Annotated in this window: 24 protein-coding genes; 7 read left to right on the top strand and 17 right to left on the bottom strand. The window is 66.9% G+C overall.

Features of this window, described 5'->3' with window-relative positions:
- Window positions 1–6: 6 nt before the first annotated feature.
- The 6 genes from FHW64_RS25015 to FHW64_RS24990 form a co-directional block, all read right to left on the bottom strand.
- Window positions 7–1,842, bottom strand: coding sequence for a DUF1800 domain-containing protein (locus tag FHW64_RS25015; RefSeq protein WP_184530922.1), 1,836 nt, complete (start codon window positions 1,840–1,842; stop codon window positions 7–9).
- Between the two features lie 180 nt (window positions 1,843–2,022).
- Window positions 2,023–2,847, bottom strand: a complete 825-nt coding sequence (gene pyrF, locus FHW64_RS25010; RefSeq protein ID WP_184530921.1) for an orotidine-5'-phosphate decarboxylase — start codon at window positions 2,845–2,847, stop codon at window positions 2,023–2,025.
- A 27-nt stretch (window positions 2,848–2,874) separates the two neighbouring features.
- The gene (locus FHW64_RS25005; RefSeq protein ID WP_184530920.1) at window positions 2,875–3,627 is read right to left on the bottom strand and encodes a uracil-DNA glycosylase family protein; all 753 of its coding nucleotides are present in this window, start codon (window positions 3,625–3,627) and stop codon (window positions 2,875–2,877) included.
- The gene (locus FHW64_RS25000; protein ID WP_184530919.1) at window positions 3,624–4,205 is read right to left on the bottom strand and encodes a GNAT family N-acetyltransferase; all 582 of its coding nucleotides are present in this window, start codon (window positions 4,203–4,205) and stop codon (window positions 3,624–3,626) included. Before FHW64_RS25000 ends, FHW64_RS25005 begins: the two co-directional genes overlap by 4 nt.
- Window positions 4,202–4,894, bottom strand: coding sequence for a tRNA (adenosine(37)-N6)-threonylcarbamoyltransferase complex dimerization subunit type 1 TsaB (tsaB, locus tag FHW64_RS24995; protein WP_184530918.1), 693 nt, complete (start codon window positions 4,892–4,894; stop codon window positions 4,202–4,204). Before tsaB ends, FHW64_RS25000 begins: the two co-directional genes overlap by 4 nt.
- On the bottom strand, window positions 4,887–5,888 hold the full coding sequence (locus tag FHW64_RS24990; RefSeq protein WP_184530917.1) for a DMT family transporter: 1,002 nt from the start codon (window positions 5,886–5,888) through the stop codon (window positions 4,887–4,889). The genes tsaB and FHW64_RS24990 overlap by 8 nt, the downstream gene beginning before the upstream one ends.
- Window positions 5,889–6,024: 136 nt before the next feature.
- Between FHW64_RS24990 and dacB the strand changes: the two genes are divergently transcribed.
- Both dacB and FHW64_RS24980 read left to right on the top strand, forming a co-directional pair.
- Window positions 6,025–7,461: a D-alanyl-D-alanine carboxypeptidase/D-alanyl-D-alanine-endopeptidase gene (dacB, locus tag FHW64_RS24985; RefSeq protein WP_184530916.1), complete on the top strand. Its 1,437-nt coding sequence runs from the start codon at window positions 6,025–6,027 to the stop codon at window positions 7,459–7,461.
- 104 nt (window positions 7,462–7,565) lie between these two features.
- Complete coding sequence (locus FHW64_RS24980) at window positions 7,566–9,113, top strand: S9 family peptidase (RefSeq protein ID WP_184530915.1); 1,548 nt, start codon at window positions 7,566–7,568, stop codon at window positions 9,111–9,113.
- Here FHW64_RS24980 and FHW64_RS24975 read toward each other — a convergent pair.
- From FHW64_RS24975 to purE, 3 genes are read right to left on the bottom strand one after another with little or no spacing between them, the layout of a single operon-like run.
- Window positions 9,110–10,111 carry an L-threonylcarbamoyladenylate synthase gene (locus FHW64_RS24975; protein WP_184531113.1) on the bottom strand — a complete coding sequence of 334 codons (1,002 nt, stop codon included), beginning with the start codon at window positions 10,109–10,111 and terminating at the stop codon, window positions 9,110–9,112. The genes FHW64_RS24980 and FHW64_RS24975 overlap by 4 nt on opposite strands.
- Before the next feature lie 5 nt (window positions 10,112–10,116).
- On the bottom strand, window positions 10,117–11,283 hold the full coding sequence (locus tag FHW64_RS24970; RefSeq protein WP_311733357.1) for a 5-(carboxyamino)imidazole ribonucleotide synthase: 1,167 nt from the start codon (window positions 11,281–11,283) through the stop codon (window positions 10,117–10,119).
- Entirely contained in the window at window positions 11,280–11,822 is a 543-nt protein-coding gene (gene purE, locus FHW64_RS24965; protein ID WP_184530914.1) for a 5-(carboxyamino)imidazole ribonucleotide mutase, read from the bottom strand. Before purE ends, FHW64_RS24970 begins: the two co-directional genes overlap by 4 nt.
- A 36-nt stretch (window positions 11,823–11,858) precedes the next feature.
- Between purE and FHW64_RS24960 the strand changes: the two genes are divergently transcribed.
- Window positions 11,859–12,779, top strand: a complete 921-nt coding sequence (locus tag FHW64_RS24960) for a tetratricopeptide repeat protein (protein WP_184530913.1) — start codon at window positions 11,859–11,861, stop codon at window positions 12,777–12,779.
- A gap of 59 nt (window positions 12,780–12,838) precedes the next feature.
- Window positions 12,839–13,297 (top strand): META domain-containing protein, encoded by a 459-nt coding sequence (locus FHW64_RS24955; RefSeq protein WP_184530912.1) that lies wholly within the window; start codon window positions 12,839–12,841, stop codon window positions 13,295–13,297.
- Window positions 13,298–13,321: 24 nt separating this feature from the next.
- On the opposite strand, the gene FHW64_RS24950 is transcribed toward FHW64_RS24955, so the two are convergent.
- The 8 genes from FHW64_RS24950 to FHW64_RS24915 all read right to left on the bottom strand — a co-directional run bounded on the left by FHW64_RS24950 (window position 13,322) and on the right by FHW64_RS24915 (window position 21,111).
- On the bottom strand, window positions 13,322–13,978 hold the full coding sequence (locus FHW64_RS24950) for a Crp/Fnr family transcriptional regulator (protein WP_184530911.1): 657 nt from the start codon (window positions 13,976–13,978) through the stop codon (window positions 13,322–13,324).
- A gap of 54 nt (window positions 13,979–14,032) precedes the next feature.
- Window positions 14,033–14,707: a helix-turn-helix transcriptional regulator gene (locus FHW64_RS24945; RefSeq protein WP_184530910.1), complete on the bottom strand. Its 675-nt coding sequence runs from the start codon at window positions 14,705–14,707 to the stop codon at window positions 14,033–14,035.
- Between the two features lie 125 nt (window positions 14,708–14,832).
- Window positions 14,833–15,738 carry a phosphoribosylaminoimidazolesuccinocarboxamide synthase gene (locus tag FHW64_RS24940; protein WP_184530909.1) on the bottom strand — a complete coding sequence of 302 codons (906 nt, stop codon included), beginning with the start codon at window positions 15,736–15,738 and terminating at the stop codon, window positions 14,833–14,835.
- 119 nt (window positions 15,739–15,857) lie between these two features.
- Window positions 15,858–16,922: a class II fructose-bisphosphate aldolase gene (fba, locus tag FHW64_RS24935; protein ID WP_184530908.1), complete on the bottom strand. Its 1,065-nt coding sequence runs from the start codon at window positions 16,920–16,922 to the stop codon at window positions 15,858–15,860.
- 110 nt (window positions 16,923–17,032) lie between these two features.
- On the bottom strand, window positions 17,033–17,419 hold the full coding sequence (locus FHW64_RS24930; RefSeq protein WP_184530907.1) for a DUF4345 domain-containing protein: 387 nt from the start codon (window positions 17,417–17,419) through the stop codon (window positions 17,033–17,035).
- Window positions 17,420–17,438: 19 nt separating this feature from the next.
- Entirely contained in the window at window positions 17,439–18,887 is a 1,449-nt protein-coding gene (gene pyk, locus FHW64_RS24925; RefSeq protein WP_184530906.1) for a pyruvate kinase, read from the bottom strand.
- 60 nt (window positions 18,888–18,947) lie between these two features.
- On the bottom strand, window positions 18,948–20,138 hold the full coding sequence (locus tag FHW64_RS24920) for a phosphoglycerate kinase (RefSeq protein WP_184530905.1): 1,191 nt from the start codon (window positions 20,136–20,138) through the stop codon (window positions 18,948–18,950).
- Window positions 20,139–20,202: 64 nt separating this feature from the next.
- The gene (locus FHW64_RS24915) at window positions 20,203–21,111 is read right to left on the bottom strand and encodes a LysR family transcriptional regulator (RefSeq protein ID WP_184530904.1); all 909 of its coding nucleotides are present in this window, start codon (window positions 21,109–21,111) and stop codon (window positions 20,203–20,205) included.
- A 94-nt stretch (window positions 21,112–21,205) separates the two neighbouring features.
- Between FHW64_RS24915 and FHW64_RS24910 the strand changes: the two genes are divergently transcribed.
- The 3 genes from FHW64_RS24910 to FHW64_RS24900 are packed head-to-tail and all read left to right on the top strand — an operon-like array spanning window position 21,206 to window position 24,526.
- Complete coding sequence (locus FHW64_RS24910; protein WP_184530903.1) at window positions 21,206–21,754, top strand: VOC family protein; 549 nt, start codon at window positions 21,206–21,208, stop codon at window positions 21,752–21,754.
- A complete protein-coding gene (locus FHW64_RS24905; RefSeq protein WP_184530902.1) occupies window positions 21,747–22,868 on the top strand; it encodes a S9 family peptidase in 1,122 nt (373 codons plus the stop codon). The genes FHW64_RS24910 and FHW64_RS24905 overlap by 8 nt, the downstream gene beginning before the upstream one ends.
- A 17-nt stretch (window positions 22,869–22,885) precedes the next feature.
- Complete coding sequence (locus FHW64_RS24900) at window positions 22,886–24,526, top strand: FAD-dependent monooxygenase (protein WP_184530901.1); 1,641 nt, start codon at window positions 22,886–22,888, stop codon at window positions 24,524–24,526.
- The last annotated feature ends 1 nt before the right edge of the window (window position 24,527 follow it).

Genomic DNA, 24,527 nt, shown 5'->3' with positions numbered 1-24,527 from the left:
CGGTCCTTACTTCTGGATCAGGTACGAGGGCGAAGCCATCACCATCAGCACCGCTGCGTACACGCGGTTGAGCTTGACGGCGTCGGTGCTGGTCGCGCTCACCACCGGCGTGTTGAGCGCGCTGGTGATCAGCGCCACGGTCGACGCAGGGAGCTGGTTGGCCGCCAGCAGCAGGTTCAGCCGCCGCACCAGCCCGGCCGGATCGAGCACCAGCGCGAACTCGCTTGCATAGCCGACGTTGACGTCCTTGGTGGTCTTCTGCAGCGCGCTCTGCATGTAGTTGACGTAGCCACCGACGCTGGTTTCGTTGACCAGCTGGAACTCGGGCGCGACCATCTTCGCGGTCGCGATGGCGGTCGAAGGCGGCACGTAGCCGGGCCGGAAGAAATTGAAGACCGAGGGCGAACGCAACGGGCTCTGGCCGAGCTGGTCGTTGGGCCGCGAGAGATTGCCGATCTTCCAGTTGCCGGTGGTCGAGCCTGCGCCGAAGGTGCGCGCCCATTGCACGAAGCGCAGCATCGGCTCGCGCAGGCGCCCGAAATTGGGATCGGCCAGGCCGGCCGGACTGCGCGCCTCGTTGTCGAGCAGCACAGCCGCGAAGACGCTCTTCATGTCGCCGCGCACGCCTGCGCCGTTGTTGGCGAAGACGTCGGATACGCGTTTCACGTAGTCAGGACTGGGGTTGCTGGTCACCAGCCGCTGGATGAGTTGCCTGCAGATGAAGGGCCCGACATTGGGGTGATTGAAGAGCGTGTCGAGCGCGATCTTGAGCGCGGCCTTGCCGTCGGTGCCCCCCGGCACGGTCGCGCCGAGGAACTTCGCTTCGAGCGTCGAATGCCGCGATGCGGTCAGCGCCATCGGCCGCGTCGTCCAGCCGTTGCTCTCGACGGTGTAGGTGGCGCCCGGCGGCGTAAAGGCACCGGCGGTTCCGCTCTTCTCGTCGGTCCGGATGTCGAGGTCGTAGCCGGTAAAGACCCGCGCGAGGTTCGTGACGTCGTCGAGCGTGTAGGTGTCGAGCGGCGCACCATCGGCACCGGTCCTGAGCGTGCCGTCGGCATTGAGCTGGTAGAGCCCGATGGTCATCAACTGCATGACCTCGCGCGCGTAGTTCTCGTCGGGCTGGCGACCTTGGGCGTTCTCTTTCTGGTTGCCCTTGGTGTTGAGGTAGTAGCCCATCGCCGGGTTGAGGGTCACGTCCTCCAGCAGCTGCCGGAAGTTGCCCGTCACGCCACGGACCAGCGTGTCCCAGTACTGGGCCATCATGTGATCGGGCCAGTTGGAGCCGATGTCGGTGGCCGAGACCACGAAGATCTCGGTCAGCGCCAGGGCGGCGCGCTTGCGGAAGCCGTCCGGCGCCGTCATGAGCTGGTTCCAGATCATGTCGTCGACGTTGACGGTGTTGTAGGGCTTGCTCGCGATCCAGTCCCAGCCGGTCTGTGTCGCCTCGCGGTCGACCTGCTCGCCGAGCCACGGCAGGTAGCCCTTGCTGCGCACCGACGCGATTTCGGCATCGGACGCTGAGAACTGCGCCTGCAGCAGGAAGCGCGCGGCCTCGTCGTCACTCTTGGCCTGGGTGTAGACGTAGGTCTGTGCCGTGGGCGTCGACGACAGCGAAGACAGCGAGCCCGCCTGCGTGCCGGAACCACTCCCGACTGGCAATGCGTAGCCGCCGCCACCCCCGCCTCCGCCGCCACAGGCGGCGAGCGCAGCAGCGGCCGCCAGCGCGGTCGCCATGGGCACTGGGCTGTACTGATGAGGCGGCCGGACCGCCGTGGATGCGTCATCCACGCGCACCGACTCCTCGGTCGCCTCGTTGCGACCGGTTGCGATGTCTTCCACCATGGGATTCCTCACTCCTCGGCGCTCGGGCGCCGGGCTCTCCGAGGCAAGTGCCATGCCGACCGCCAGACCTGCGCGATCGCCGCCGGAGTGAGGCGTTAAGGTCTACAAACGTTAAGAAATGTGACTTTTTTCGTCACGCCGGCGCAACCGGCCGCTTGCGCAATGACGCGGAATGTCGTTTCAGGCCTTGGCGGCTTCGAGCCCGTCGCGGGTTCGCGTGGCCTCGCGGCGGGCAGCTTCGGCGAAGTCGTCGCCAGCGGAGGCATAGCAGATCGCGCGCGATGAATTGACCACGATCGGCGCGTCCGCACGCCAGCCGGCGCGGACGGTCGCGACCGCATCGCCGCCCTGGGCGCCGACGCCCGGGATCAGCAGCGGCACGGTCGGAGCGAGTGCGCGGACGCGCTCGATTTCGTTCGGATAGGTCGCGCCGACCACCAACCCGAGCTGGCCGTTCAGGTTCCACGGCCCTTGCGCCAGCCTGGCGACATGCTCATACAAGAAAGGCTCGCCCGGCACACCGGCCAGACGCTGCCCCTGCAGGTCGGAGCCGCCCGGATTGCTGGTGCGGCACAACAGGAAGGCGCCCTTGCCTTCGAAGCGCAGGTAGGGCTCCACCGAATCGAATCCCATGAAGGGCGACAGCGTGACCGCATCCGCGCCGTAGCGCTCGAAGGCCTCGCGCGCGTACTGCTCGGCCGTGGAGCCGATGTCGCCCCGCTTGGCGTCGAGGATGGTCGGCACCTGGGGCGCGTTGCGGCGCATGTGCTCCATGAGCTTTTCGAGCTGGTCTTCGGCGCGGTGCGCGGCGAAATAGGCGATCTGCGGCTTGAAGGCGATGACGAGATCGGCGGTCGCGTCGACGATGCGGGCGCAGAAGTCGTAGATCTTGCTGGCGTCGCCCTTGAGATGGGCAGGGAATTTCGTCGGTTCGGGGTCGAGCCCGACGCAGAGCAGCGAGCCGTTCTGGCGCTCGGCGGCGCGCAGCTTGTCCAGGAAGGTCATGGGGCGGAATTTTAGGCCGCCGCGGGATCAGCCCCCGCTGGCGAACTCTTCCGCGGCAAGGCAGAGGTCGGCCCAGGCGCGGCCCTTGTCCGCCGGGTTGCGCAGCAGGTAAGCGGGGTGATAGGTCGCAACGACTGGCACGTCGGACCCCGGCAGCAGCGCGACGGGCAGTGCGCGCCCGCGCAGCTTGCCGAGTGGATCGCCGCTCTGGAGCAAGCTCTGCGCAGCCAACGGCCCCATCGCGAGCACGAGGCGCGGGGCGAGTGCGTCGACGCTTTCGGCGAACGTCTCGCCGAGCGGCCGCGGGCTGTCGGGCTGGCCCGAAGCGACGCCGCGATGCGTACGCACCAGATGCACCGGCGTCGCGCCGCTGTGAAGCTGAAGCGCGCGCAGCATGTTGTCGAGCAGGCGGCCTGCGTCGCTCGCGAAAGGTTCGCCATGGCGTCCGTCGAGTTCCGGGGGCATGTCGGCGACGACGAGCCAGCCGCCCTTTGCCATCGGCTCGGCGCCGTACAGATGACGCGGCGCATCGGCCAGCACGGTGGCGCCGTGCGTCGGCGCGAGCGGTGCGCGGCTGGGCGCCGGAGCAGAAACCACCGGCGCGGCGGCAGGTCGCGCAACCGGCGCGGGAGTGCGCTCGGCAGGTGTTTCGACGGGCTCTTCGGCCGAGACGGCAGGCGCCTCGGCGGCCACGACCTGCGCATCGCCTGCCCCTTCCTTGGGCCACCAGAAAAGCTTGATGCCCATTTCCTCGAGCATCGCGCGATGGCGCGGCGTCATGCCAGTCCTCCCCAGGCGCTGTTGGATTCGTTCAGGCGCAGGCTCATGACGACCGCGTCTTCGCGGGCGTTGACGTGCGCCGGGTAGTAGCCCTTGCGGATGCCCACGCGACGGAAGCCGTTGCGCTCGTAGATGGCGAGCGCGCGATGGTTGCTTGCGCGCACTTCGAGCCAGAGCCACTGCGCGTTCTGTCCGCGCGACCATCCGGCCAGCGCTTCGAGCATCAGCGGCGCCCATCCCTGCCGCTGAAAGGCAGGCGCGACGGTGATGTTGAGCAAATGCACCTCATCCACGCCTTTCATGGCGACGAAGTAGCCAATGATGATTTCGGGCGACGACCGCGAAAGCGCACGACTCAACAAGGCGCGCGCCCCGCGCGGCTGGGCCGGCGCGTCGCCATCTGCAGCCGGGCCGACGAGGCACTGGCAGTGGTAGCCCGCGGCCAGCGAGTCGATGAAGTTGGCCGGCGTCCAGGGGTGTGTGTAGGCCGTCTGCTCGACCGCGCAGACCGCCGGCACGCGCTCGACCGTCATGGGTTCGAGGCGGGCTTCACGCGACTGAAGAAGAACTGCGCTCATGGCTGGTTGGCGGCGGCCGCCTTGATGGCGGCGCGCTCCTCGGTAGTCTGCGCCACTTTATCGCGAACGTAGAGAGGCCACGCGTCGGCAGGCGCAACGGTGCGGCCTGCGGCGAGCAGCGCCGGTGCGAGGCGAAGCATCGCCGCGGCCGTCGGGAGCACGGTGTGCCGCTCCGCCGCGCGCGGCAAGCGGTCGCCATAGGCCGCGAAGGCATTTCCGGCGAGCCCCCAGCCAGCCGGCACGACGACGTTCTCGGGTTCGAGCAGGTCCGGCTCGCTGGCCACGACTTCGACGCTGAGGTCGTAGCACGCCGTATAGACCTGGTCCATGCGCGCATCGAGCACCGCGACCACGCGCTGCAAGCCGAAACGATGGCGGGCTTCTTCCGCGACCGCATGGAGGGTGTCGATCGGCAGCAGCCGCAGGCCGGCGCCGTAGCCCAATCCCTGCGCGACCGAACAGGCGGTGCGCAGGCCGGTGAAGGATCCGGGCCCGCGCCCGAAGGCGATCGTGTCGAGCTCCCGGAGCCTCAGGCCGGCATCGGCGAGCAGCTTCTGGATCAGCGGAATCAGCGTCGATGACGACTGCGCGCCGCCGTCGCCGGTGTGCTCGAGCAGCAGGTCGCCATGGCGCACCGCGATCGAGAGCGTCTCGGTGCTGGTATCGAAGGCGAGGAGCTTGTCAGGCATCTGCACCGCCTCTCGCCGTGCGTGCGGGCACCGCTTGCGGCACCGCGCCGGCCCGGACGCGCTGCACACCAAAGAGGATGCCGGCCGTGACCAGCATCAGCCCCGCGATGAGATTCCATTGCAGCGGCTCGCCAAGGAACACGACCGCGCCGAGCGCGGACAGGCCCGGCACCAGCGCAGTGATCATGGTGGTACGCACCGGCCCGAAGTACTGGATCATCCGGGTGAACGTGATGCCCGAGATCACCACCGAGCCGATGCCCTGGAAGAGCATCTGGAACGCGATCTCGCCCACCGGCGCCGTGGCGAGATGGCTCGTGACCACGCCGGTTGCGGCCAGCAGCGTATAGACGGGGATGTAGGTCATGAAGGCGAAGACGGTGATCGCGATGGTCGCGCGCACTGCATCGAGCCCGTACTTGCGCACCACCACGCTGTACGACGCCCAGCAGAACGCGGCGCTCATGAAGAGCAGGTCGCCCTTCCAGATGACCCCACCCTCGAGCGCATGCAGCAAGCTGCCGCCGCCGACGAAGAGGTCGCCCAGCACGATGAGCAGCAGGCCGAGCGCGCGGCCGGGCGTGATGCGGTCGTGCAGCACGATGGCCGCGAGCAGTGCGGTCCACAGGGGCAGGCTGCCGGGCATGAGCACCGAGGCGTGGGTCGCCGGCGCGAAGAAGAAGCCGGTGTAGGCCAGGAGCGCGTAGGCGAGGCCGCCGAAGACGCCGGCGGTCGCCGTCAGGCGCAGCGGCACGGGCGACAGGCCGAACAGCGAGCGGCGCGCCGGGTCGCGGTCGCGCGCGACGATCCAGGCGCCCCACGGGATCAGCACCAGGCTGGCGCCGCAGATGCGGGCGAAGGCGATATCGAAAGGTGTCAGCGAGCGGCCTGCGGAAGCACGCGCGATCACGATGAAGGCGGTCCATACCAGGACCGTAATGACGGCCGCGCCCAAACCGAGAGTGCGAGGAGAGAAACGGGGGGCGGCGGGCATCGCGTGATTATCGGTTCACCCCCAGCCTCGCCCACTTCGTGTGGCTCGGACACCCCCTCTCCGGGGGCAACACCGGCGGCCCGGCGAAGCCGGTTCCGCGGTGTTTCTGGTATTGGGAGGCCGGGATAATTCGGGGATGCTTTTCGCCAATCCGACCGCCCGTCGCCTTTCCGCCCGTCTCTTCGGGCTTGTCATCGCATTCGTCGCCCTCGCTCCGCTCCACTCGGGCGCGCAGAGCCTTCCGCCGGAAGTCGACGCCGCACTGGCCCGGGCCAAGGTGCCCCGCGAGTCGGTGACGATGCTGGTGGCCGACGCGGAAGGGGCGCGGCCTCCGCGGCTCGCGTGGCGGTCGCAGGCGCAGGTGAATCCGGCGTCGATCATGAAGCTGGTCACCACTTATGCGGCGCTCGACCTGCTCGGGCCTGCGTTCGTCTGGACGACGCCGGTCTATGTCGACGGCCCGGCGCGCAACGGCGTACTGGAAGGCAATCTCTACATCCGCGGCCAGGGCGACCCCAAGCTGGTGATCGAACGGCTGTGGCTGCTACTGCGGCGCGTGCAGGCCATGGGCATCCAGAGCATCGACGGCGACATCGTGCTGGACCGCAGTGCGTTCGACGTGGCGGACACCGATCCTTCCGCCTTCGACGGCGAAGGCCTGCGGCCCTACAACGCGGCGCCGGATGCCTTGCTGATCAATTTCAAATCGGTGGTGATGACCTTCGTGCCAAACCGCGCGACACAGACCGCACAGGTGAGCTACGAGCCGGCGCTCGCGGGCGTCACGATGCAGCCGACGGTTCCGCTGTCGGCCGGCGAGTGCAATGACTGGCGCGCGAGCCTGGGCGCCGATTTCAACGATCCCGCACGTATCGGCTTCACCGGCAGCTTCCCGGCGGCCTGCGGCGAGAAGGTGTGGCCGGTGGCCTATTCGAATCCGCGCAGCTATGCGGCGCGCGCCGTCGGCGGCCTGTGGATCGAGATGGGCGGCCGGATCAAGGGCGTGGTGCGAGACGGCCGTGTCCCGGCGGAACTGCGGCCGGTGTTCGAAGTGGCCTCGCCGCCGCTGGCGGAAGTCATCCGCGACATCAACAAGTACTCCAACAACGTGATGGCCCAGCAACTCTTCCTCACGCTCGGCCTGCAGCAGAAGCGGCGAGGCAGCCTGGAGACTGCGCGCGCGACGGTTCGCCAGTGGTGGAACGACCGCATCGGCACCGGCGAAGGGCAACCGGTGATCGACAACGGCTCGGGCCTGTCGCGCGACGAGCGCATCACTGCGGCTGAGCTCGCGAAGATGCTGCAGATCGCATGGCGCTCGCCGCTGATGCCGGAGCTGATTTCCTCGCTGCCTGCCTCGGGCGTGGATGGCACGCTGCGCAAGCGCGGACTGCGCGGCGGTGGCGCGGCGCATCTCAAGACGGGCACGCTGCGCGATGCCGCGGGCGTCGCCGGCTATGTGCATGCGGCCAGCGGGCGGCGCTATGTGGTGATCGCCATCGCCAACCATGCCAATGCGGTGGCCGCGCGTCCTGCATTCGACGCGCTGGTCGACTGGGCTGCGCAGGACTGACCCTCGCCTGACCACTCGCGTGCAGGCAAGCCCTGCTTGCGCTCGCTACGGTGCCTGCCCAGAATCGGCTCACCCCGATTCCCCAAGCGCAAGGAGACAAGCGAATGAAGAGACTCACCGCCATCGCGCTCGCAGGCACTGTGCTGATGCTTTCCGGATGCGGAGGTGGCGGAGGGGGTGGCGGATTCTTCCTGCCCAGCACCAGCGACTCGGGCCGCGGATCGCTCGTGAGCTCACCGCCCGTGCAAACCGCCAAGCTGTCGACCGCCGACTTCACCGCGGTGCTCAACTCGACTGCGCAGGGCAAGTCGCTGATACAGGTGGTCGGCACGCCCAAGTGCGATTTCGAGGTGCGCTATCTCGAATACCGCACCATCGGCGGCCAGGGTGAGGCGACCAACGCCACCGCGGCGGTGATGGTGCCGAGCGGCAGCGACCCGAGTTGCAGCGGCCCCCGCCCCGTCGTGCTCTACGCGCATGGCACCACGGCCGCGCGCAACTACAACCTCGCGCAATGGACCGACCAGACCCAACCCGCCTCATTTGAGGGCCTGTTGATCGCTACCACCTTCGCGGCGCAGGGCTACATCGTGGTTGCTCCGAACTATGCGGGCTACGACAAGTCCACGCTGTCCTACCACCCCTACCTCAACGGCGACCAGCAGGGCAAGGACATGGTCGACGCACTGACTGCGGCGCGCAAGACCTTCTCGAGCATTGCCGCTGCCGACTCCGGCAAGCTGCTGATCACCGGCTACTCGCAGGGTGGCTATGTGGCGATGGCCGCGCATCGCGAGATGCAGGCGACCGGACAGGCGGTCACCGCCTCGGCGCCGCTTTCCGCACCATCGGCGATCAGCCTGCTGACGGACTACAACTTCAGCGGCTGGCCGGCGCTGGGCTCGACGCTGTTCGTGCCGCTGCTTTCGACGAGCTGGCAGAAGCAGTTCGGCAACGTCTACACGGCCACCGGCGACATCTACGAAGCGCAATATGCCAACGGGATCGACACGCTGCTGCCGAGCAACACGCCGATCAACACCCTGTACGCGCAGGGCAAGCTGCCGCCGCTGGCGCTCTATCCGGCGAATGCGGTTCCGGGGCCGATCGATCCATCGCTGTCGATCTTCTATGGCGCCAACAACCTGGTCCGGCAGAGCTACCTGACGCAGGCTGCCAACGACCTGCAGGCCAATCCGTGCCCGGGCAATGCGCTGCCGGCAACCGCGAGTTCGCTCAACACAAGCGCGCCGCTCAATTGCAGCCCGATGCTCGGCTTCCGCAAGGCCGCTGTGGCCAACGATCTGCGCAACTGGCTCCCGACCCGGCCCATGCTGTTGTGCGGTGGCGCGAACGACCCGACGGTCAACTTCCTGAGCACGCGCGCGACGGCCGGGTACTTCACCGCACGCGGCATGTCATCCATCGCGCTGACCGTGGTCGATCTCGAGGATTCGAGCCGCTCGGATGCGTTCTCGTCCGCACGCGCGGGCTTCGCCACGGCAAAGACGAACCTCTTGAATTCAACGCCCGGCACGCCGGCGGACAAGGCTTCGGCAGTCACCCAGGCCTACCACGGCACGCTGGTGCCGCCGTTCTGCCTGGCATCGGCCCGCGGCTTCTTCCAGACGGTGCTGGCTTCGTCGCTCTAGGCTGCGGCAGCGCGCTGAAGCCGGTCCCGGACACCTTCCCAATCGTGGGTGTCGGGCGGCATTTCGATCCAGATCAGCTTGACGCCTTCTGAGTCGAAGGCGCGCAGTATTGCGAAGAGCTGCTGCGCAGTGGCTGCGGCATCGTCGGGCATGCGTCGCACGATGACGCGCTGGGAGCGGGTCTTGATCGCGGTGCGCGACCACACCGCGATGTGTGCCGCGTTCGCACCGAGTACGTCGAGGCCGGTCTGCAACGCCTTGGCATCCATCAGGCGCACCTTGGCGCTCGGCGCGTAGTGCGCTTCGAGCGTTCCGGATGCGCGAGGGTCGGGCTGTGCGAGCGCCTCCTTGTCCCGCAGCGTTTCGCCGCAGGCCGCTTCGACCTGCGCACGGGTGATCGCGCCGGGGCGCAACAACACCGGCACCCCGCGGCTGCAGTCGACGATGGTGGATTCGATGCCGACTTCGCACGGTCCGCCGTCGATCACCAAAAGCCCGTCGCCGAACTCGTCATGCACATGCTGCGCCGTCGTGGGGCTCACACGGCCGAACCGGTTGGCGCTCGGCCCCGCGACGCCGTACACGCCATGCTCGACGCATGCCGACAGCAGTGCCCGCGCAACGGGATGCGATGGGCAACGCAGTCCGATGGTGTCCTGACCGCCGGCCGCAGCGGCAGCCACGCCGGGCTGGCGGGCGACGATCAAGGTCAGCGGCCCGGGCCAGAAAGCCTTCACCAGCTTCTGCGCGAAAAGCGGCAGCGGCTGGGCGAACCGGGACAGCGCATCGGTGCCCTTCGAGCCGGCCGCCACGTGGACGATCAGCGGGTGGTCGCTCGGTCGCCCCTTGGCAGAGAAGATGCCGGCCACTGCCGTGTCGCTGCCCGCATCGGCGCCGAGGCCGTAGACGGTTTCGGTCGGGAACGCGACCAGCCCGCCCGCCTTCAGGACGCGCGCTGCTTCCTCGATGGCGTCGGGGGACTGACCGTCGCGGATCATGGCGCTCATTCCGAAAGCGGAATGGGCAGCCCCAGCACCGCGGCGGCGAAGTCGGCGGTGCTGCGGACCGCGTCGATGCTCTCGCCCGTGATGTTCAGGTGGCCCATCTTGCGTCCGCGACGTGCCTCGGTCTTGCCGTACAGATGCAGGTGCGTGCCGGGCAGTGCGAGGACATCGGCCCAGCGCGGCTCGACCGCCTCGCCACCATCGACAAACCACAGGTCGCCGAGCAGGTTCAGCATGATCGAGGGGCTGTGCTGACGCGGAGGATTGAGCGGCAGCCCCGCGAGCGTGCGCACTTGCAGCTCGAACTGCGACACATCGGAGCCGTCCATGGTCCAGTGGCCACTGTTGTGCGGGCGCGGAGCCATCTCGTTCACGACCAGCTTGCCGTCGGCGAGCACGAAGAACTCGACGCACAGCACGCCGACGTACGACAAGCCTTCGGCGATCGATCGCGCCGCGGAAATGGCGCGTCGCGCGGCCGTCTGCGGCATGTTGTCCTCGTAGACCTCAGTGACGGCGAGGATGCCGTCGCGATGCAGGTTGCGCTGCGCCGGGAAATTCACCATCTGGCCGTCCTCGCTGCGCGCGACGATCACCGAGCATTCGAAGTCGAGCGGCAGGAGCTTTTCGAGCACGCAAGGCACGCCGCCAGCGTCGTTCCACGCGGCTTCGAGTTCGTCTCGCGTCGAGACCCGGCGCTGGCCCTTGCCGTCATAGCCGAGGCGCGCGGTCTTGAGGATGCCGGGCAGCAGGTCCGGCGACACTGCGGCAAGGTGGTCGGCCGTCTCGATGACTGCGTAGGGGGCGCACTCGACACCGCAGCGCACGAAATGACCCTTCTCGCGGATGCGGTCCTGTGCGACCGCGACAGCATCGGCTGCCGGGGAGACCGGTCGGGTGACGGCAAGGTTTTCGAGCGACAGGGCCGGAACGTTCTCGAACTCGGTGGTGATCGCGTCGGACAGTCCGGCGAGACGGGTGAGGCCGTCGACGTCGGTGTAGTCGGTATGAATGTGGTGGTGGCTTACCCGACCGGCGGGGCTGTCGGCGTCCGGATCGAGGACCGCGGTGAAGTAGCCCATCTGCTGGGCGGCATGCACGAACATGCGCCCGAGTTGCCCGCCGCCCATCACGCCCAGCGTGGCGCCCGGAAGGATGACCGTCACAGCGCGCCCCCGCCCTGCGGCGTAAAGGGCGACACCGGTTCCGCCTCGCCCAGCGGCAGGGTCATGGCCTGCGCGGCCTGGGTCTGCTTCTCGCGGAAGGCATCGAGCTGGCCGCGCAGCGCCGGATCGCCGACCGCGAGCATCGCGACTGCGAAGAGCGCCGCATTGGCGGCCCCGGCGTTGCCGATGGCGAAGGTCGCGACCGGCACGCCCTTGGGCATCTGCACGATGCTGTAGAGGGAGTCCACGCCCTGCAGGTGGCGGCTCGCGACCGGCACGCCGAGCACCGGGACGGTGGTCTTGGCGGCCAGCATGCCCGGCAGGTGCGCGGCGCCCCCGGCGCCAGCGATGATCGCCGTCAGCCCGCGCGGGCCGGCGCTCTCGGCGTAGGCGAACAACTCGTCGGGCATGCGGTGGGCCGAGACCACGCGCGCTTCGTAAGTGACGCCGAATTGCTGGAGAATCTCGACGGCGTTGCGCATCGTCTCCCAATCGGAGTTCGAGCCCATCACCACACCGACCTGAATTGCTTGCTTCATGGTTCGAATTTTACGTTTCACCCCCAAGTTCCAGCGATGATCGACATCACCCTCGAAAACTTCCAGGCCGAGCTGATCGAAGGCTCGATGAACCAACCGGTGCTGCTGGACATCTGGGCCGAATGGTGCGGCCCCTGTAAGCAGCTCGGTCCGGTCCTCGAAAAACTCGAGGTCGAATACGGCGGCCGCTTCACCCTCGCCAAGCTAGACGCCGACAAGGTGCCGCAGATCTCGCAGCAGCTGAGCCAGATGTTCGGCGTGCGCAGCATCCCGTTCTGCGTCATGTTCAAGGACGGCCAGCCGGTTGACGGCTTCGTCGGCGCCCTCCCGCCCGAGCAGGTTCGCGCCTTCCTCGACAAGCACGTGCCCGGCGCTGACGAGTTGGAGGCGCAGGAGCAGGAAGAGTCCGCGCAGGCCGCTCTGGCAGAAGGCGACACCGAAGGCGCACTGGAGAAGCTGCAGCACGCGGTCGCGACCGACCCGTCCAACGACGACACCCGCTTCGACTACATCAAGCTGCTGCTGCAGGAAGGCCGTCTCGACGATGCCAAGGTCGCCTTTGCGCCTGTCATCGCCAAGACCTCGCTGGTGCGGCGCTTCGACTCGCTGCAGCGCTGGATGGACGCCCTCGATTTCGCGAAGCCGGTCAGTGGCACCGCGCCCGCCATGGCCGATGTCGATGCGCGCATCGTGGCCAACAAGCGCGATTTCGAGGCCCGCTTCGCCCGCGCGCGCCTTCTCATGGCCGGCGAGCGCTGGACCGATGCGATGGACGAGCTGCTCGACATCCTCATGCGCGACAAGAGCTGGAACGAGGATCTGGCGCGCAAGACCTACATCGCGATCCTCGACATCATCGAGCCACCCAAGGTCAAGGTGGCCGATGGGCAGATTCCCCCCGACGACCCGACGGTGGCAAGCTACCGGCGACGACTGAGCAGCGTCGTCCTCAGCTGACACGGGCGTCGACTACCATGGCGCGCCGATCCACTTTGTTACAGAAGGAAAGACAGGCCATGCGTTTTCGCCCTGCCGCACGACCGACCGCCGCGCCCTTCACCGCCATCGTTTTGCTCGCCGCCGGCCTGCTGGCCGGATGCGGCAGCGGGATCAGCCTGGACGAGCCGATCGAAGGGCCGGTATGGCGCCTCGAACAACTCGGCGACGACCCGGTCACGCCGGCCGGCGATCCACAACGCGATGCGCAGCTCCAGTTCGACCGGAACAATGGCAAGGTGAGCGGCTCGGGCGGATGCAACCGGGTGACGGGTACCTTCCAACGCAGCGGCAGCACCCTCAAGATGGGCCAGCTCGCGGCGACCCGTATGGCCTGCACCGATCCGGCGCGTGGCGCGAACGAAGCACAGTTCTTCGCGGCGCTGCAATCCACCACGAGCTATCGCCTGCAGGGCAACTCGCGCATGACGCTGCTGGATTCGGGCGGGCGGACTCTGGCGGTACTGAGCGCTCGTTGATCCGTCGACCGGTGACGAACCCCGTCACCAGCGCGCCGGCAGTTCACGCACAAGCGTGAGCTGCCGCTGCACCACCGACAAGTACCCGCCCATCTCCAGATCCTTCATCAGCCGGCTCACCATCTCACGCGAACACCCGATCTCGCTCGCGATCGCCTGATGCGTGAGCCGTTCAGCGACGACACGAGTGCCGTCCGCTTGCGCGACCGCGCGCGACTCGAGCAAGTTCTTCAGCCGGCTGTAGACGTCGAGCAGCGCCATGCTGCGAGCACTTTCGGTGGCCAGCCGGGCACGGCGGATCAGCCGCACGATCAGCGCCATCGCGAATTCCGGGTCCTTCTCGATGTGGTGCAGCATCGTTTCGCGCGTGACGATGGCGCACACGGTTGGCTCCATCGCCTGCACGCTAGCGGAACGTCGCCCGCCGTCGAGGGACATTTCGCCGACGTAGTCTCCGGGGCCATGCAGCGCGAGCGTCACCTCGCGCCCGCGCGAATCCGATACGAAAGCCCGGAGCCGTCCCGAGAGCACGACGTAGACGGCACTCCCCTCGTCGCCTTCCTCGATCAGCAGGCTGTGAGTCCGGTAGCGGCGCTGCACGCCCAGCGCGGCGAGCTTCTGCACGTGCAGCGGCAAGGCGGCTGCGGGATCGGTGCGCGATTCGGCAGTCGGTTGCGGCATGCGCGGACTATACGGCCCGCGCCTGCAAATCCGTATCAGTGGAGGCGGCGCGACTCAGTTTTCGCTGGCGATTCGCAACGCCGACACAATCTGCGGCATGCGCGACACGCGGTAGACCACTTCCCGGATGCTGTTGCTGCCGGTCTTCTGGCGGACGTTCTTGATGTGCGTACGCACGGTGGACATCCGGATGCCCTCCAGGCAGGCGATCTCCTCCGCCCCATGGCCTGCGCACAACCGGGCGAGCACATTCTGCTCAGCCCTCGTCAGGCGCTTGGAGCGCGCGAACATCTGCATCGTGAGCGATTCGCAGCCAGGGCGGCGGCTGCACATCACCAGGACGGTATCCACGGTCGAGGCGCCGTGTAGCGCCGCCAGCGGGATGAAGGCCAGCGAGAGCGGATCTTCCGGGTCCTCGTCGAGTTCGACGATGCTGCGATAGTCGCGCTCGGCGTCCTTGAGCGCCTGGCGCAGCTTCGGTTGCGAACCGGCCTGGCTCGCGGCAAGCATGCCGTCGATGCTGCGCAGCGTGTGGCCGCTCATCAGCTCCCGGCGCGCCGGGAAGTTGGCGTGAAGGATTCGACCCGTCAGATCCAGCAGAAGCAGCCCGTGGTCGATCTCGTCGAGCACCCGGGCCAGCATGCCGGGCTGGAGCGCATCCGGCGGCGACGCGGGTGTGCGGTCGGCGGCCGGTACGTAAGGAAACCGGAATTGGGACAGCATTTCCATTTCGCACTCCTCATCGATCGGGATGAGATGAGTTTGGTAGACCGCTGCCCTTCCGGGATGTGACTATTGCCGCGCGCTTTGTGACTTATTCACCTTGGCCACATCGGCCCCGGCCACGCAACCCCTCAATTGGTGAGCCGGTCGAGCGCCTCGCGATACTTGGCCGCGGTCTTCGCGACGACGTCTGCCGGCAGACGCGGTGCAGGCGGAGTCTTGTCCCAGGGCTTCCCGTTGATGCGGACGGCTTCGAGCCAGTCGCGTACGAACTGCTTGTCGTAGCTCGGCGGATTGGCACCCGCAGCGAGCGCTTCTTCGTAGCCTTCGACCGGCCAGTACCGCGAGCTGTCGGGGGTGAGCACTTCGTCCATCAGGACCAGCGTGCCGGCCTCGTCCAGGCCGAATTCGAACTTGGTGTCGGCAATGATCATGCCCTTGCTGAGGGCGATCTCGGCCGCCGCTTCGTAGATCGCGATGCTGGTGTCGCGGATCTGCTGGGCCAGCGCCGGGCCGACGACCTCCACGACCTTGTCGTAGCTGATGTTCTCGTCATGCTCGCCCGCGGCCGCCTTGGCGGCCGGCGTGAAGATCGGCCGGGGCAGCTTGCTGGCATTGGTCAGCCCTTCGGGCAGCGGGACACCGCAGACCGAGCGGCTTTCCTGGTATTCCTTCCAGCCGCTACCCGCAAGGTAGCCGCGCACCACGGCCTCGACCGGGATCGGCTTGAGGCGCTTGACCAGCATGGAACGGTCCTTGACCTGCGGCACTTCCTCGGGCTTCACCACGCTTTCAGGCGCCTCACCAGTGAGGTGGTTCGGGCACAGATGGCCGAGCCGGTCGAACCACCACAGCGCCATCTTGGTGAGGATCTCGCCCTTGCCCGGGATGGGCTCGCCCATGATCACGTCGAAGGCGGAGAGGCGGTCGCTCGCGACCATCAGGATGCGGTCGTTGCCGACGGCATAGTTGTCGCGCACCTTGCCGCGCGCGAGCAGCGGAAGGCTCTGGATGGAAGAGGTGTGGACGGTGGTCATGGCGAAAAGCTGAAAAGCCGTACGGGGCAGGAATCGGGAGATTGTGCGCGCGGCGACAGGCGGACAAAAGGGCAGAAAAAAGCCACCGCGAAGGTGGCTTCTGCATCAAGGCAAGAAGATCAGACGACTTCCTGAGCCAGTTCGCCCTTGGCGTACTTGGCCGCGACCACCTGGAGGTTGTCGCCCTTGATCTTGGCAGCCTGGCCTTCGCAGCCGAACTCGATGTAGCGCTGCTTGCAGATCAGCTTGGCGGCTTCGCGCGCGGGCTTGAGCCACTCGCGGGCGTCGAACTTCTCGGGGTTCTCGGCCAGGAACTTGCGCACCGCGCCCGTCATCGCGAGGCGGATGTCGGTGTCGATGTTGATCTTGCGCACGCCGTGCTTGATGGCTTCCTGGATTTCCTCGACGGGCACGCCGTAGGTTTCCTTCATGTTGCCGCCGTACTGGCGGATGATCGCCAGCAGTTCCTGCGGCACGCTCGACGAGCCGTGCATCACGAGGTGGGTGTTGGGGATACGGCGGTGGATTTCCTTGATGCGGTCGATCGCGAGGATGTCGCCGGTGGGCTTGCGGGTGAACTTGTAAGCGCCGTGGCTGGTGCCGATGGCAATGGCCAGTGCGTCGATCTGGGTGCGCTTGACGAAGTCGGCGGCCTGCTCGGGGTCGGTCAGCAGCTGGTCGCGCGTCATGGTCGCGTCGGTGCCGTGGCCGTCTTCCTTGTCGCCCTTCATGGTCTCGAGCGAGCCGAGGCAGCCGAGTTCGCCTTCGACGGTGACGCCGACCTTGTGCGCCATGTCGGACACCTTCTTGGTCACGTCGATGTTGTAGTCGTAGCTGGCGATGGTCTTGCCGTCGGCTTCAAGCGAGCCGTCCATCATCACGGAGCTGAAGCCGAGGTCGATGGCGCCGCGGCACACGTCGGGGCTCTGGCCGTGGTCCTGATGCATCACCAGCGGGATCTGCGGATAAGCCTCGATGGCAGCCTGGATCAGATGCTTGATGAAGGATTCACCCGCGTACTTCCGGGCACCCGCGCTTGCCTGGAGGATGACGGGAGCGCCCGTTTCCTTGGCGGCCTCCATCACGGCCTGCACCTGTTCGAGGTTGTTGACGTTGAAAGCCGGAATGCCGTAGCCGTTGGCGGCGGCGTGGTCGAGCAGTTCGCGCATCGAGACGAGTGCCATGGAAATACCTCGCGGGAATAGGGTGGAAACGAAAAAACTACATCGATTCTACCGACCCCCCTGTGGGAAGAAGCCCCAAGTCAGGTGCCGGCTTTCCCCACCGCCCCGCCTCAGGCAGGCGACCGGTGGGCCACGAGGATGACGATCGGGAGCACCAGTTCGGGAATCAGGTAGCCCAGCCACACCGCCGCCGGCTTGGGCAAACCGACCTTCGCGATCGAGACGATGCGCCCGATGCCGGCCAGCAGCACACCGAACGCCAGGATGTACACCAGGGTCCCCTGTTGCCGGATCGTCAACGCCGTCCACATGCAGATGACGCCGGTGGAGAAGTAGATGCCGGCCATGAAGCGGTGGACATTGTCCAGGCGCGGCGTGGTGTCCGGCTGGCCAAGAAAGAACTGCACCGCACCGCCGAACATGCCGATGGCCGCGAAAAGGAAGAGACAGACCTGGACGACGATCTGGCTTGCAAGCAGCGGAGCTTCGGTCGCCATGGCCTGATCCGATCGGCGATCAGCCGACGCGGCAGATCTTCAGCATGTTGGTACCGCCAGGCGCGCCCATTGGCTCGCCGCAGGTGATGGCGTACACATCGCCGGTCTGCACGATGCCGCGCTTCTTGAGGTGGGCTTCGGCCTGCATCAGCGCGGTGTCGCGATCGCTTTCGGAATCCATCAGCAGCGGGCGCACATTGCGGTAGAGCGCCATCTTGCGCTGCGTCGAAAGGCGCGAAGTCAGCGCATACATGGGGATGTGGGCGCGGTGGCGGCTCATCCAGAGCGGCGTGGAGCCTGATTCGGTCAGCGCCACGATGGCCTTCGCGCCGAGGTGGTGCGCGGTAAAGAGCGCACCCATCGCGATCGACTGGTCGATGCGGCTGTAGCTCTGGCCGCTGAAATCGGCGTCGAGGTGCGGGTCTTCGGCCGCCTCCGCGGCTTCGCAGATCTTGCTCATCTCCTGCACGGTTTCGAGCGGGTAGCGGCCGGAAGCGGTCTCGGCGGACAGCATCACTGCATCGGTGCCGTCGAGCACGGCGTTCGCCACGTCACTCACTTCCGCGCGGGTGGGGACCGGGTTGGTGATCATCGATTCCATCATCTGCGTGGCGGTGATCACGACCTTGTCCATCTCGCGCGCCATGCGGATCATCTTCTTCTGCAGCGCCGGGACGGCCGCATTGCCGACTTCGACTGCGAGGTCGCCGCGCGCAACCATGATGCCGTCGCTCGCGCGGAGGATTTCCTCCAGCTTCGGGATGGCTTCGGCGCGTTCCATCTTCGCGATCATTCCCGGCTTGTGACCGAACTCGGCCGCCGCGACGTTGCAGAGCTGCCGCGCCATTTCCATATCGGTCGCGTTCTTCGGGAAGCTCACCGCCACGTAGTCGGCCTGGAAGCTCATCGCGGTCTTGATGTCTTCCATGTCCTTGGCCGTCAACGCCGGCGCGGTCAGGCCGCCGCCCTGCTTGTTGATGCCCTTGTTGTTGGAGAGCTCGCCGCCGAGCCGCACCCTGGTGTGCACCGCATCGCCCTTGACGGCCGTGACGTCGAGCACGATGAGGCCGTCGTTCAGCAAGAGCGTGTCGCCTGCTTTCACGTCGCGCGGCAGATCCTTGTAGTCGAGGCCGACCTCGTTGACGTCACCGGGCTCGGTGCGCGAGGCATCGAGAACGAACTTCTCGCCCGGCTCCAGCCAAACCTTGCCTTCGGCGAACTTGCCGACCCGGATCTTCGGTCCCTGCAGGTCGGCCATGATCGCGACCTCGCGCCCGGTGCGGCGCGCCGCCTCGCGCACCATCGACGCGCGATCGATGTGGTCCTGCGCGGTGCCGTGGCTGAAGTTCAGCCGCACGACGCTGACCTTGTGCAGGATCATCTGCTCCAGCAGGTCGAGCGTGTTGGAAGCCGGCCCAAGCGTCGCGACGATCTTGGTGGCGTGGCGGGGAAGGCGGGGCGTGCTCATTCAGGTCTCCGGTTTATGTATTCTGAACTGTATACACTTTTTCCGCCGGCCGCCAGAGCCTCAAGCAGCTCGCTTTTCCAGGATCTCGAAGGCTGGGAGCTTCTTGCCTTCCAGCACTTCCAGGAACGCACCGCCGCCCGTCGAGATGTAACCGACCTTGTCCTCGATGCCGTACTTGGCGATCGCAGCCAGCGTATCGCCACCGCCGGCGATCGAGAACGCCTTGCTCTCGGCGATGGCCTGCGCGATCACCTTCGTGCCGTTCGCGAAGGCGTCGAACTCGAACACGCCGACCGGGCCGTTCCACACGATGGTGCCCGCTTCGCGCAACTGCGCTGCCAGCAGTTCGGCGGTCTTGGGGCCAATGTCGAGGATCAGATCGTCATCGGCCACTTCATTCGCGGCCTTGATCGTCGCAGCGGCATCGGCCGCAAAGGTCTTCGCGGTGACGACATCCACCGGAATCGGCACGCCCGCGCCGCGCGCGCGCATGGCTTCGATCACGGCCTTCGCTTCGTCGAGCAGATCGGGTTCGGCCAGCGATTTGCCGATCTTGAGACCCGAAGCCAGCATGAAGGTATTGGCGATGCCGCCACCGACGATGAGCTGGTCGACCTTGTCCGCAAGGCTCTTCAGGATGGTGAGCTTGGTGCTGACCTTCGAGCCCGCGACGATCGCCACCAGCGGACGCTTCGGCTGGGCCAGCGCCTTGGTGATCGCGTCGATCTCGGCCGCCAGCAGAGGGCCAGCGCAGGCGATCTTCGCGAACTGCGCGATGCCGTAGGTGGTGGCTTCCGCGCGGTGCGCGGTGCCGAAGGCGTCATTCACGTAGATATCGGTCAGCGCAGCGAGCTTGCGCGAAAGCGCCTCGTCGTTCTTTTTCTCGCCCTTGTTCAGGCGGCAGTTCTCGAGCAGCACGACCTGCCCCGTTTGCACCTGCACGCCATCGACCCAGTTGGCAACCAGCGGCACTTCGCGGCCGAGAAGCTCGCCGAGCCGCTTGGCGACCGGCGCCAGCGAATCTTCGGGCTTGAACTGACCTTCGGTGGGGCGGCCGAGATGCGAAGTCACCATGACCGCAGCGCCCGACTCCAGCGCGAGGCGAATGCAAGGCACCGAGGCGCGGATGCGCGTGTCTTCGGTGATGTTGCCCGCATCGTCCTGCGGCACGTTGAGGTCGGCTCGGATGAACACGCGCTGGCCGGTGACTTTGCCTTGCGCACAGAGGTCGGTGAATCGAAGAATCTTCATGGGATGTCGGCGGAGTGAATGCGAGTGAGGACGCCCCGGCGGGCGGCAGCGGACATTGTAGGTTTCAGCCCGCCAGCCCAGGCGTGTGGACGAAGCCCTCCAGCAGTTCGACGAAGCTCGCCGCCGCAGGGGAAAGCGACCGCTTCGACGCACCGTAGACGCAGACTTCGCGATGGAAGTCCGGCTGCTCCAGCCGCACCATCTGCAGGCCGTGCGCCCGCACGAGCGAAGCCGAATAGGTCGGGCAGACCGTGAGCCCCAGCCCAGAAGCAACCATGCCCAGCGCAGTGGTCATGTATGAAACCTCCTGCGTCGTCGATCGCAGCATGAAATCGCGCGCGGCAGGTTCGAGTTCCGGCAGCACGCGTTGGCGGAAGTCGCGTGTCGGGGCAATGAAGGTGTAGGGCTCCAGCTCGTGCCAGCGCACCTTGCGGCGGCGCGCGAACGGATGGTCCGGCGGGCAGATCAGCCAATGGCGGTCGCGAAAGAGCGTCCGCCGCTCGATCGCCGCATCGACTTGGACATCCTGCCCCACTGCCAACTCGACCTCGCCGGACAGCACACCGCTCAATAGATGCTCCGGCAGCGTGTCCGCGAGCCGCACATCGATGTCCGGATGCCGCTCGCGGTACGCCGCAATCACGCGCGGCATCAGCGTGCAGGCCATGAGCTGCGGTGCAGCGAGGCGAAGCACGCCCTTCTTCTTGTCGCGCAGGTCGGTCACATCCGCCACTGCGGCCGCGAGGTCCGTGAGCAGACGCTGCACCGAAGGCTGGAACTCGCGCCCTGCCTCCGACAGCTGCACGCGACGCGTATGACGGTCGAAGAGCTGCACGCCCATCTCGCGCTCCAGCTCGCGCACCAGCACGCTGAGCGCCGACTGCGTGAGATGAAGGCTCCCAGCCGCCGCAGTGAAGCTGCCGGTTTCTGCAACCGCAGCGAAAGCGCGCAATTGGCGCAGAGTCAGATTCATGGCGTTCTTTCATCAATCGATGAATTTATTTCGATTGAATCATAAGAAGAACCGCGGCCCAATCCACCCCATCGAGCCCCCGATGGAGACAAACATGCCCGACGAGACTGCAATCGCCGCGCCGCCCGTGCCTGTGCAGGGCCTTCACCACTTCGCATGGCGCTGCCGCGACAGCGAGGAAACACGCCGCTTCTACGAAGACCTGCTCGGCCTGCCGCTCACGCACGTCATCAAGAGAGACCATGTGCCGAGCACCGGCGAGTACTGCCCGTACGTGCACATCTTTTTCCAGATGCGCGACGGCTCATACATCGCCTTCTTCGACCTGGGCGACGACGTGGCCGCGCTGCCTTCGCCCAACACGCCATCGTGGGTCAACCACATCGCGCTGCGCGTTGATTCGACAGAGGAACTGATGGCCGCCAAGTCGCGCCTCGAAGCCGCCGGTGTCGAGGTGCTCGGCCCGACCGACCACCACATCATCGAATCGATCTACTTCTTCGATCCGAACGGCATCCGACTCGAACTCACCACGCCCACGGTGCCCAAGTCCGAGATGGACGCGCACGCCCTCAAAGCCCGCGCCGAGCTCGATGCCTGGACCGAACGCAAGGCCGGGCTGCGAAAGGCGGCGCATGGCTGAATTGCAACTCGCCGTCATCGACGTCAAACCCGGCGCCACACTCGAAAGCCAGTCGGGCCTGCAGATGCTGCGGCCGCGCATCTACGGCGCATACCGAGCCCCGGCCGGTCCCAAGAAGCTCGCGGCGATCGTGATGCACCCCACGAGCAATTTCATGGGCCACTACCTGATCGGCCCACTGGCCGAGCGCGGCATCTGCTGCATGGGCCTGAACTCGCGCTACATGGGCAACGACACGGTTTTGCTGATGGAGCGTGCCATCCAGGACCTCGGCGCGGGCGTGAAGCACCTTCGCGAGATGGGCTACGAAAAGGTCGTGCTCATCGGCAACTCCGGCGGCGCGGCGCTCGCGAGCTTCTATCAGGCACAGGCCGAGAAGCTCACGGCCCATCACTTCGCGGACGGCGATCCGACGCACCTGCATCCGGACGATCTGCCGCCGGTCGATGGCATCGCGCTGTGCGCCGCGCACCTGGGCCGCACGCGGCTGATGCGCGACTGGATCGATCCTTCAGTCACCGACGAACACGATCCGCTGTCGGTCGACCCCGAACTCGACATGTACGACCCGCGCCATCGCGTTCCTTACGACGCCGACTTTCTCGCGCGCTTCAGCGCCGCGCAGAAGGCGCGGCTCGATCGCATCGAGAACTGGGCACTGGAGCGCCTCCGCCAGCTTCGCAGCACGCCAGGCGCACCGCGCGATCAAGCTTTCATCGTCTATCGCACGCATGCCGATCCGCGCTGCGTGGACCTCTCGCTCGATGCGAACGATCGCGCCCCGGGCAGCGTGTGGGGCGATGCCCGACAGGTGAACTACTCCTGCAACGCCATGGGCCGCACCACCTCGCTGACGGCCTTCCTGTCGCAGTGGTCCTCGCGCTCGCAGGCCGACGGCCCGACCAACCTTGCGCGCACCACCGTGCCCAAGCTGCTCCTGACCTACACCGCCGACCAGTCGACCTTTCCGAGCACGCGCGATGCGTGGATGGCGGCGGGCGGCGACCGGATCCGTAATGTCGACATCGTCGGCGGCAACCACTACCTCGCGGGGCAGCCGGAACTCGTGCCGCGCGCAGCGGACGCCATCGCCGAATGGGCGCATGCCCTGTGAGCACATCGAAGACCCCGATGGAAACCTTCACCTTCGCTCCCCCCTACGAACTGCCGAGCTGGCCGTTCGTGCCGCCACCTGAACTCGCAAGCACCACCGTCGTGCGCCACCCGATCGTGATCGTCGGCGCCGGTCCCGCCGGCCTCACGCTCGCCTGCGATCTCGCGAGCCGCGGCGTGCGCGCAGTGCTCCTCGACGAGGACGACACGGTCGGCGTGCGCGGCGCATCGTCGCGCGGCATCTGCTACGCCCAGAAGAGCCTGGAGATCTTCGCGCGGCTCGGCATCTACGAGCGCATCGCCGACAAGGGCATCACATGGTCCTTCGGCCGCACCTTCTCGGATGACACCGAGGTCTACAACTTCAACCTGAAGACCGACAGCGTCTCGGTGCAGCCGCCGTTCATCAACCTGCAGCAGTTCTACATCGAGTGGTTCCTTGTCGACCGCATCAACGAGCTGGGCGTGACCGATCTACGTTGGAAGAACCGCGTGACGCAGGTGACGCCACAGGGCGACGGCGTCCGCATCGACGTGGAAACGCCCGCCGGCAGCTACACGATCGAAGCCGACCACCTCATCGATGCGACGGGCGCTAACAGCCCCATCCGCACGCAGCTCGACATCGAAGCGCATCCGTCGCGCAGCACCGACCGCTGGTGCATTACCGACGTGCGCTTCAAGAAGCCGCTGCCGGTCGAGCGCTGGACCTGGGTCGACGCGCCCTTCAACGAAGGCCGCGCGGTGTGGCAGCACCTGATGGGCGATGGCGTCTGGCGCATCGACTACCAGATGCCCGAGGACTGCGACACCGCCTACATCAGCAAGCCCGAGGTGGCCGGCGCGCGCCTGCGTGAACAACTCGGTCCCGATGTGGAGTTCGAGTTCGTCTGGATCGGCCCCTACGGCTACCGCGATCACCTGCTGGACAACTTCCGCCATGGCCGGATCCTGTTCATCGGCGATTCGGCGCACGTCGTGAGCCCTTTCGGAGCACGCGGCGGCAACAGCGGCATCCAGGACGCAGCGAATCTCGGATGGAAGCTCGCGCTCGTCACGCAAGGGCTCGCGGACGACACGCTGCTCGACACCTACGACGCGGAACGCCGCCCTGCCGCCGTGGAGAACCTGCGCGTCACCAGCCGTTCCGCGCGCTTCCTCGCGCCGCAATCGCCGGCCGAACACACGATGCGTCGCGCGGTGGTCGCACTTGCGCAGCGCTATCCCTTCGCCCGGGCGCTCGTCAACACCGGTCGCATGTCGGTTGCGAATGAATACCCTGCGGCGCCCCATCTGCCGGCTGGCGCGAAGACCGTTCAAAACCTCCCGCTTCAATGGCAGGACGGAACGCCGACCACGATCGCGGAACTGCTCGCAGACGGCACGCAATGCCTCGCCCTGTGGTTCGCGCCAACACGCGCGCAGGCCAATGCCGCGAAGGACCTCGATGCATCGTTGCCCCTGAAGCTCGTCGCCGTCGGCGGTGACAGCGGGTTGCCCACGCTGAAGACCGACGAAGTGCTGGCCCGCCATCTCGGCGGTGCAACGCCCGGCAGCCTTTGCATCGTGCGGCCGGACGCCTATCGCGGCGTCTTGCTGAACGACCCGACGCCCGCGTCGATCGCTGCCGCGCTTCGCACTGCACTCGCGCAACGCTGAC

Source organism: Variovorax sp. Sphag1AA, from assembly GCF_014192575.1.
In the GTDB taxonomy this organism is placed as follows: Bacteria; Pseudomonadota; Gammaproteobacteria; order Burkholderiales; family Burkholderiaceae_C; genus Variovorax.
The sequence above is the reverse complement of the archived record's forward strand: the minus strand, read 5'-3'. Positions and strand labels throughout refer to the sequence as shown.

Bases quoted from the DNA above. Each gene is read 5' to 3' on its own strand.
- FHW64_RS24905 (WP_184530902.1), top strand. From the start codon at position 21,747: ATGGCTGAATTGCAACTCGCCGTCATCGACGTCAAACCCGGCGCCACA.
- FHW64_RS24945 (WP_184530910.1), bottom strand. From the start codon at position 14,707: ATGGAAATGCTGTCCCAATTCCGGTTTCCTTACGTACCGGCCGCCGAC.
- tsaB (WP_184530918.1), bottom strand. From the start codon at position 4,894: ATGCCTGACAAGCTCCTCGCCTTCGATACCAGCACCGAGACGCTCTCG.
- FHW64_RS25005 (WP_184530920.1), bottom strand. From the start codon at position 3,627: ATGACGCCGCGCCATCGCGCGATGCTCGAGGAAATGGGCATCAAGCTT.
- FHW64_RS24990 (WP_184530917.1), bottom strand. From the start codon at position 5,888: ATGCCCGCCGCCCCCCGTTTCTCTCCTCGCACTCTCGGTTTGGGCGCG.
- FHW64_RS24955 (WP_184530912.1), top strand. From the start codon at position 12,839: ATGCGTTTTCGCCCTGCCGCACGACCGACCGCCGCGCCCTTCACCGCC.
- FHW64_RS24920 (WP_184530905.1), bottom strand. From the start codon at position 20,138: ATGAAGATTCTTCGATTCACCGACCTCTGTGCGCAAGGCAAAGTCACC.
- purE (WP_184530914.1), bottom strand. From the start codon at position 11,822: ATGAAGCAAGCAATTCAGGTCGGTGTGGTGATGGGCTCGAACTCCGAT.
- FHW64_RS25000 (WP_184530919.1), bottom strand. From the start codon at position 4,205: ATGAGCGCAGTTCTTCTTCAGTCGCGTGAAGCCCGCCTCGAACCCATG.
- FHW64_RS24980 (WP_184530915.1), top strand. From the start codon at position 7,566: ATGAAGAGACTCACCGCCATCGCGCTCGCAGGCACTGTGCTGATGCTT.
- dacB (WP_184530916.1), top strand. From the start codon at position 6,025: ATGCTTTTCGCCAATCCGACCGCCCGTCGCCTTTCCGCCCGTCTCTTC.
- FHW64_RS24960 (WP_184530913.1), top strand. From the start codon at position 11,859: ATGATCGACATCACCCTCGAAAACTTCCAGGCCGAGCTGATCGAAGGC.
- pyk (WP_184530906.1), bottom strand. From the start codon at position 18,887: ATGAGCACGCCCCGCCTTCCCCGCCACGCCACCAAGATCGTCGCGACG.
- FHW64_RS24940 (WP_184530909.1), bottom strand. From the start codon at position 15,738: ATGACCACCGTCCACACCTCTTCCATCCAGAGCCTTCCGCTGCTCGCG.
- FHW64_RS25015 (WP_184530922.1), bottom strand. From the start codon at position 1,842: ATGGTGGAAGACATCGCAACCGGTCGCAACGAGGCGACCGAGGAGTCG.
- fba (WP_184530908.1), bottom strand. From the start codon at position 16,922: ATGGCACTCGTCTCGATGCGCGAACTGCTCGACCACGCCGCCGCCAAC.
- pyrF (WP_184530921.1), bottom strand. From the start codon at position 2,847: ATGACCTTCCTGGACAAGCTGCGCGCCGCCGAGCGCCAGAACGGCTCG.
- FHW64_RS24915 (WP_184530904.1), bottom strand. From the start codon at position 21,111: ATGAATCTGACTCTGCGCCAATTGCGCGCTTTCGCTGCGGTTGCAGAA.
- FHW64_RS24975 (WP_184531113.1), bottom strand. From the start codon at position 10,111: ATGATCCGCGACGGTCAGTCCCCCGACGCCATCGAGGAAGCAGCGCGC.
- FHW64_RS24930 (WP_184530907.1), bottom strand. From the start codon at position 17,419: ATGGCGACCGAAGCTCCGCTGCTTGCAAGCCAGATCGTCGTCCAGGTC.
- FHW64_RS24900 (WP_184530901.1), top strand. From the start codon at position 22,886: ATGGAAACCTTCACCTTCGCTCCCCCCTACGAACTGCCGAGCTGGCCG.
- FHW64_RS24950 (WP_184530911.1), bottom strand. From the start codon at position 13,978: ATGCCGCAACCGACTGCCGAATCGCGCACCGATCCCGCAGCCGCCTTG.
- FHW64_RS24910 (WP_184530903.1), top strand. From the start codon at position 21,206: ATGCCCGACGAGACTGCAATCGCCGCGCCGCCCGTGCCTGTGCAGGGC.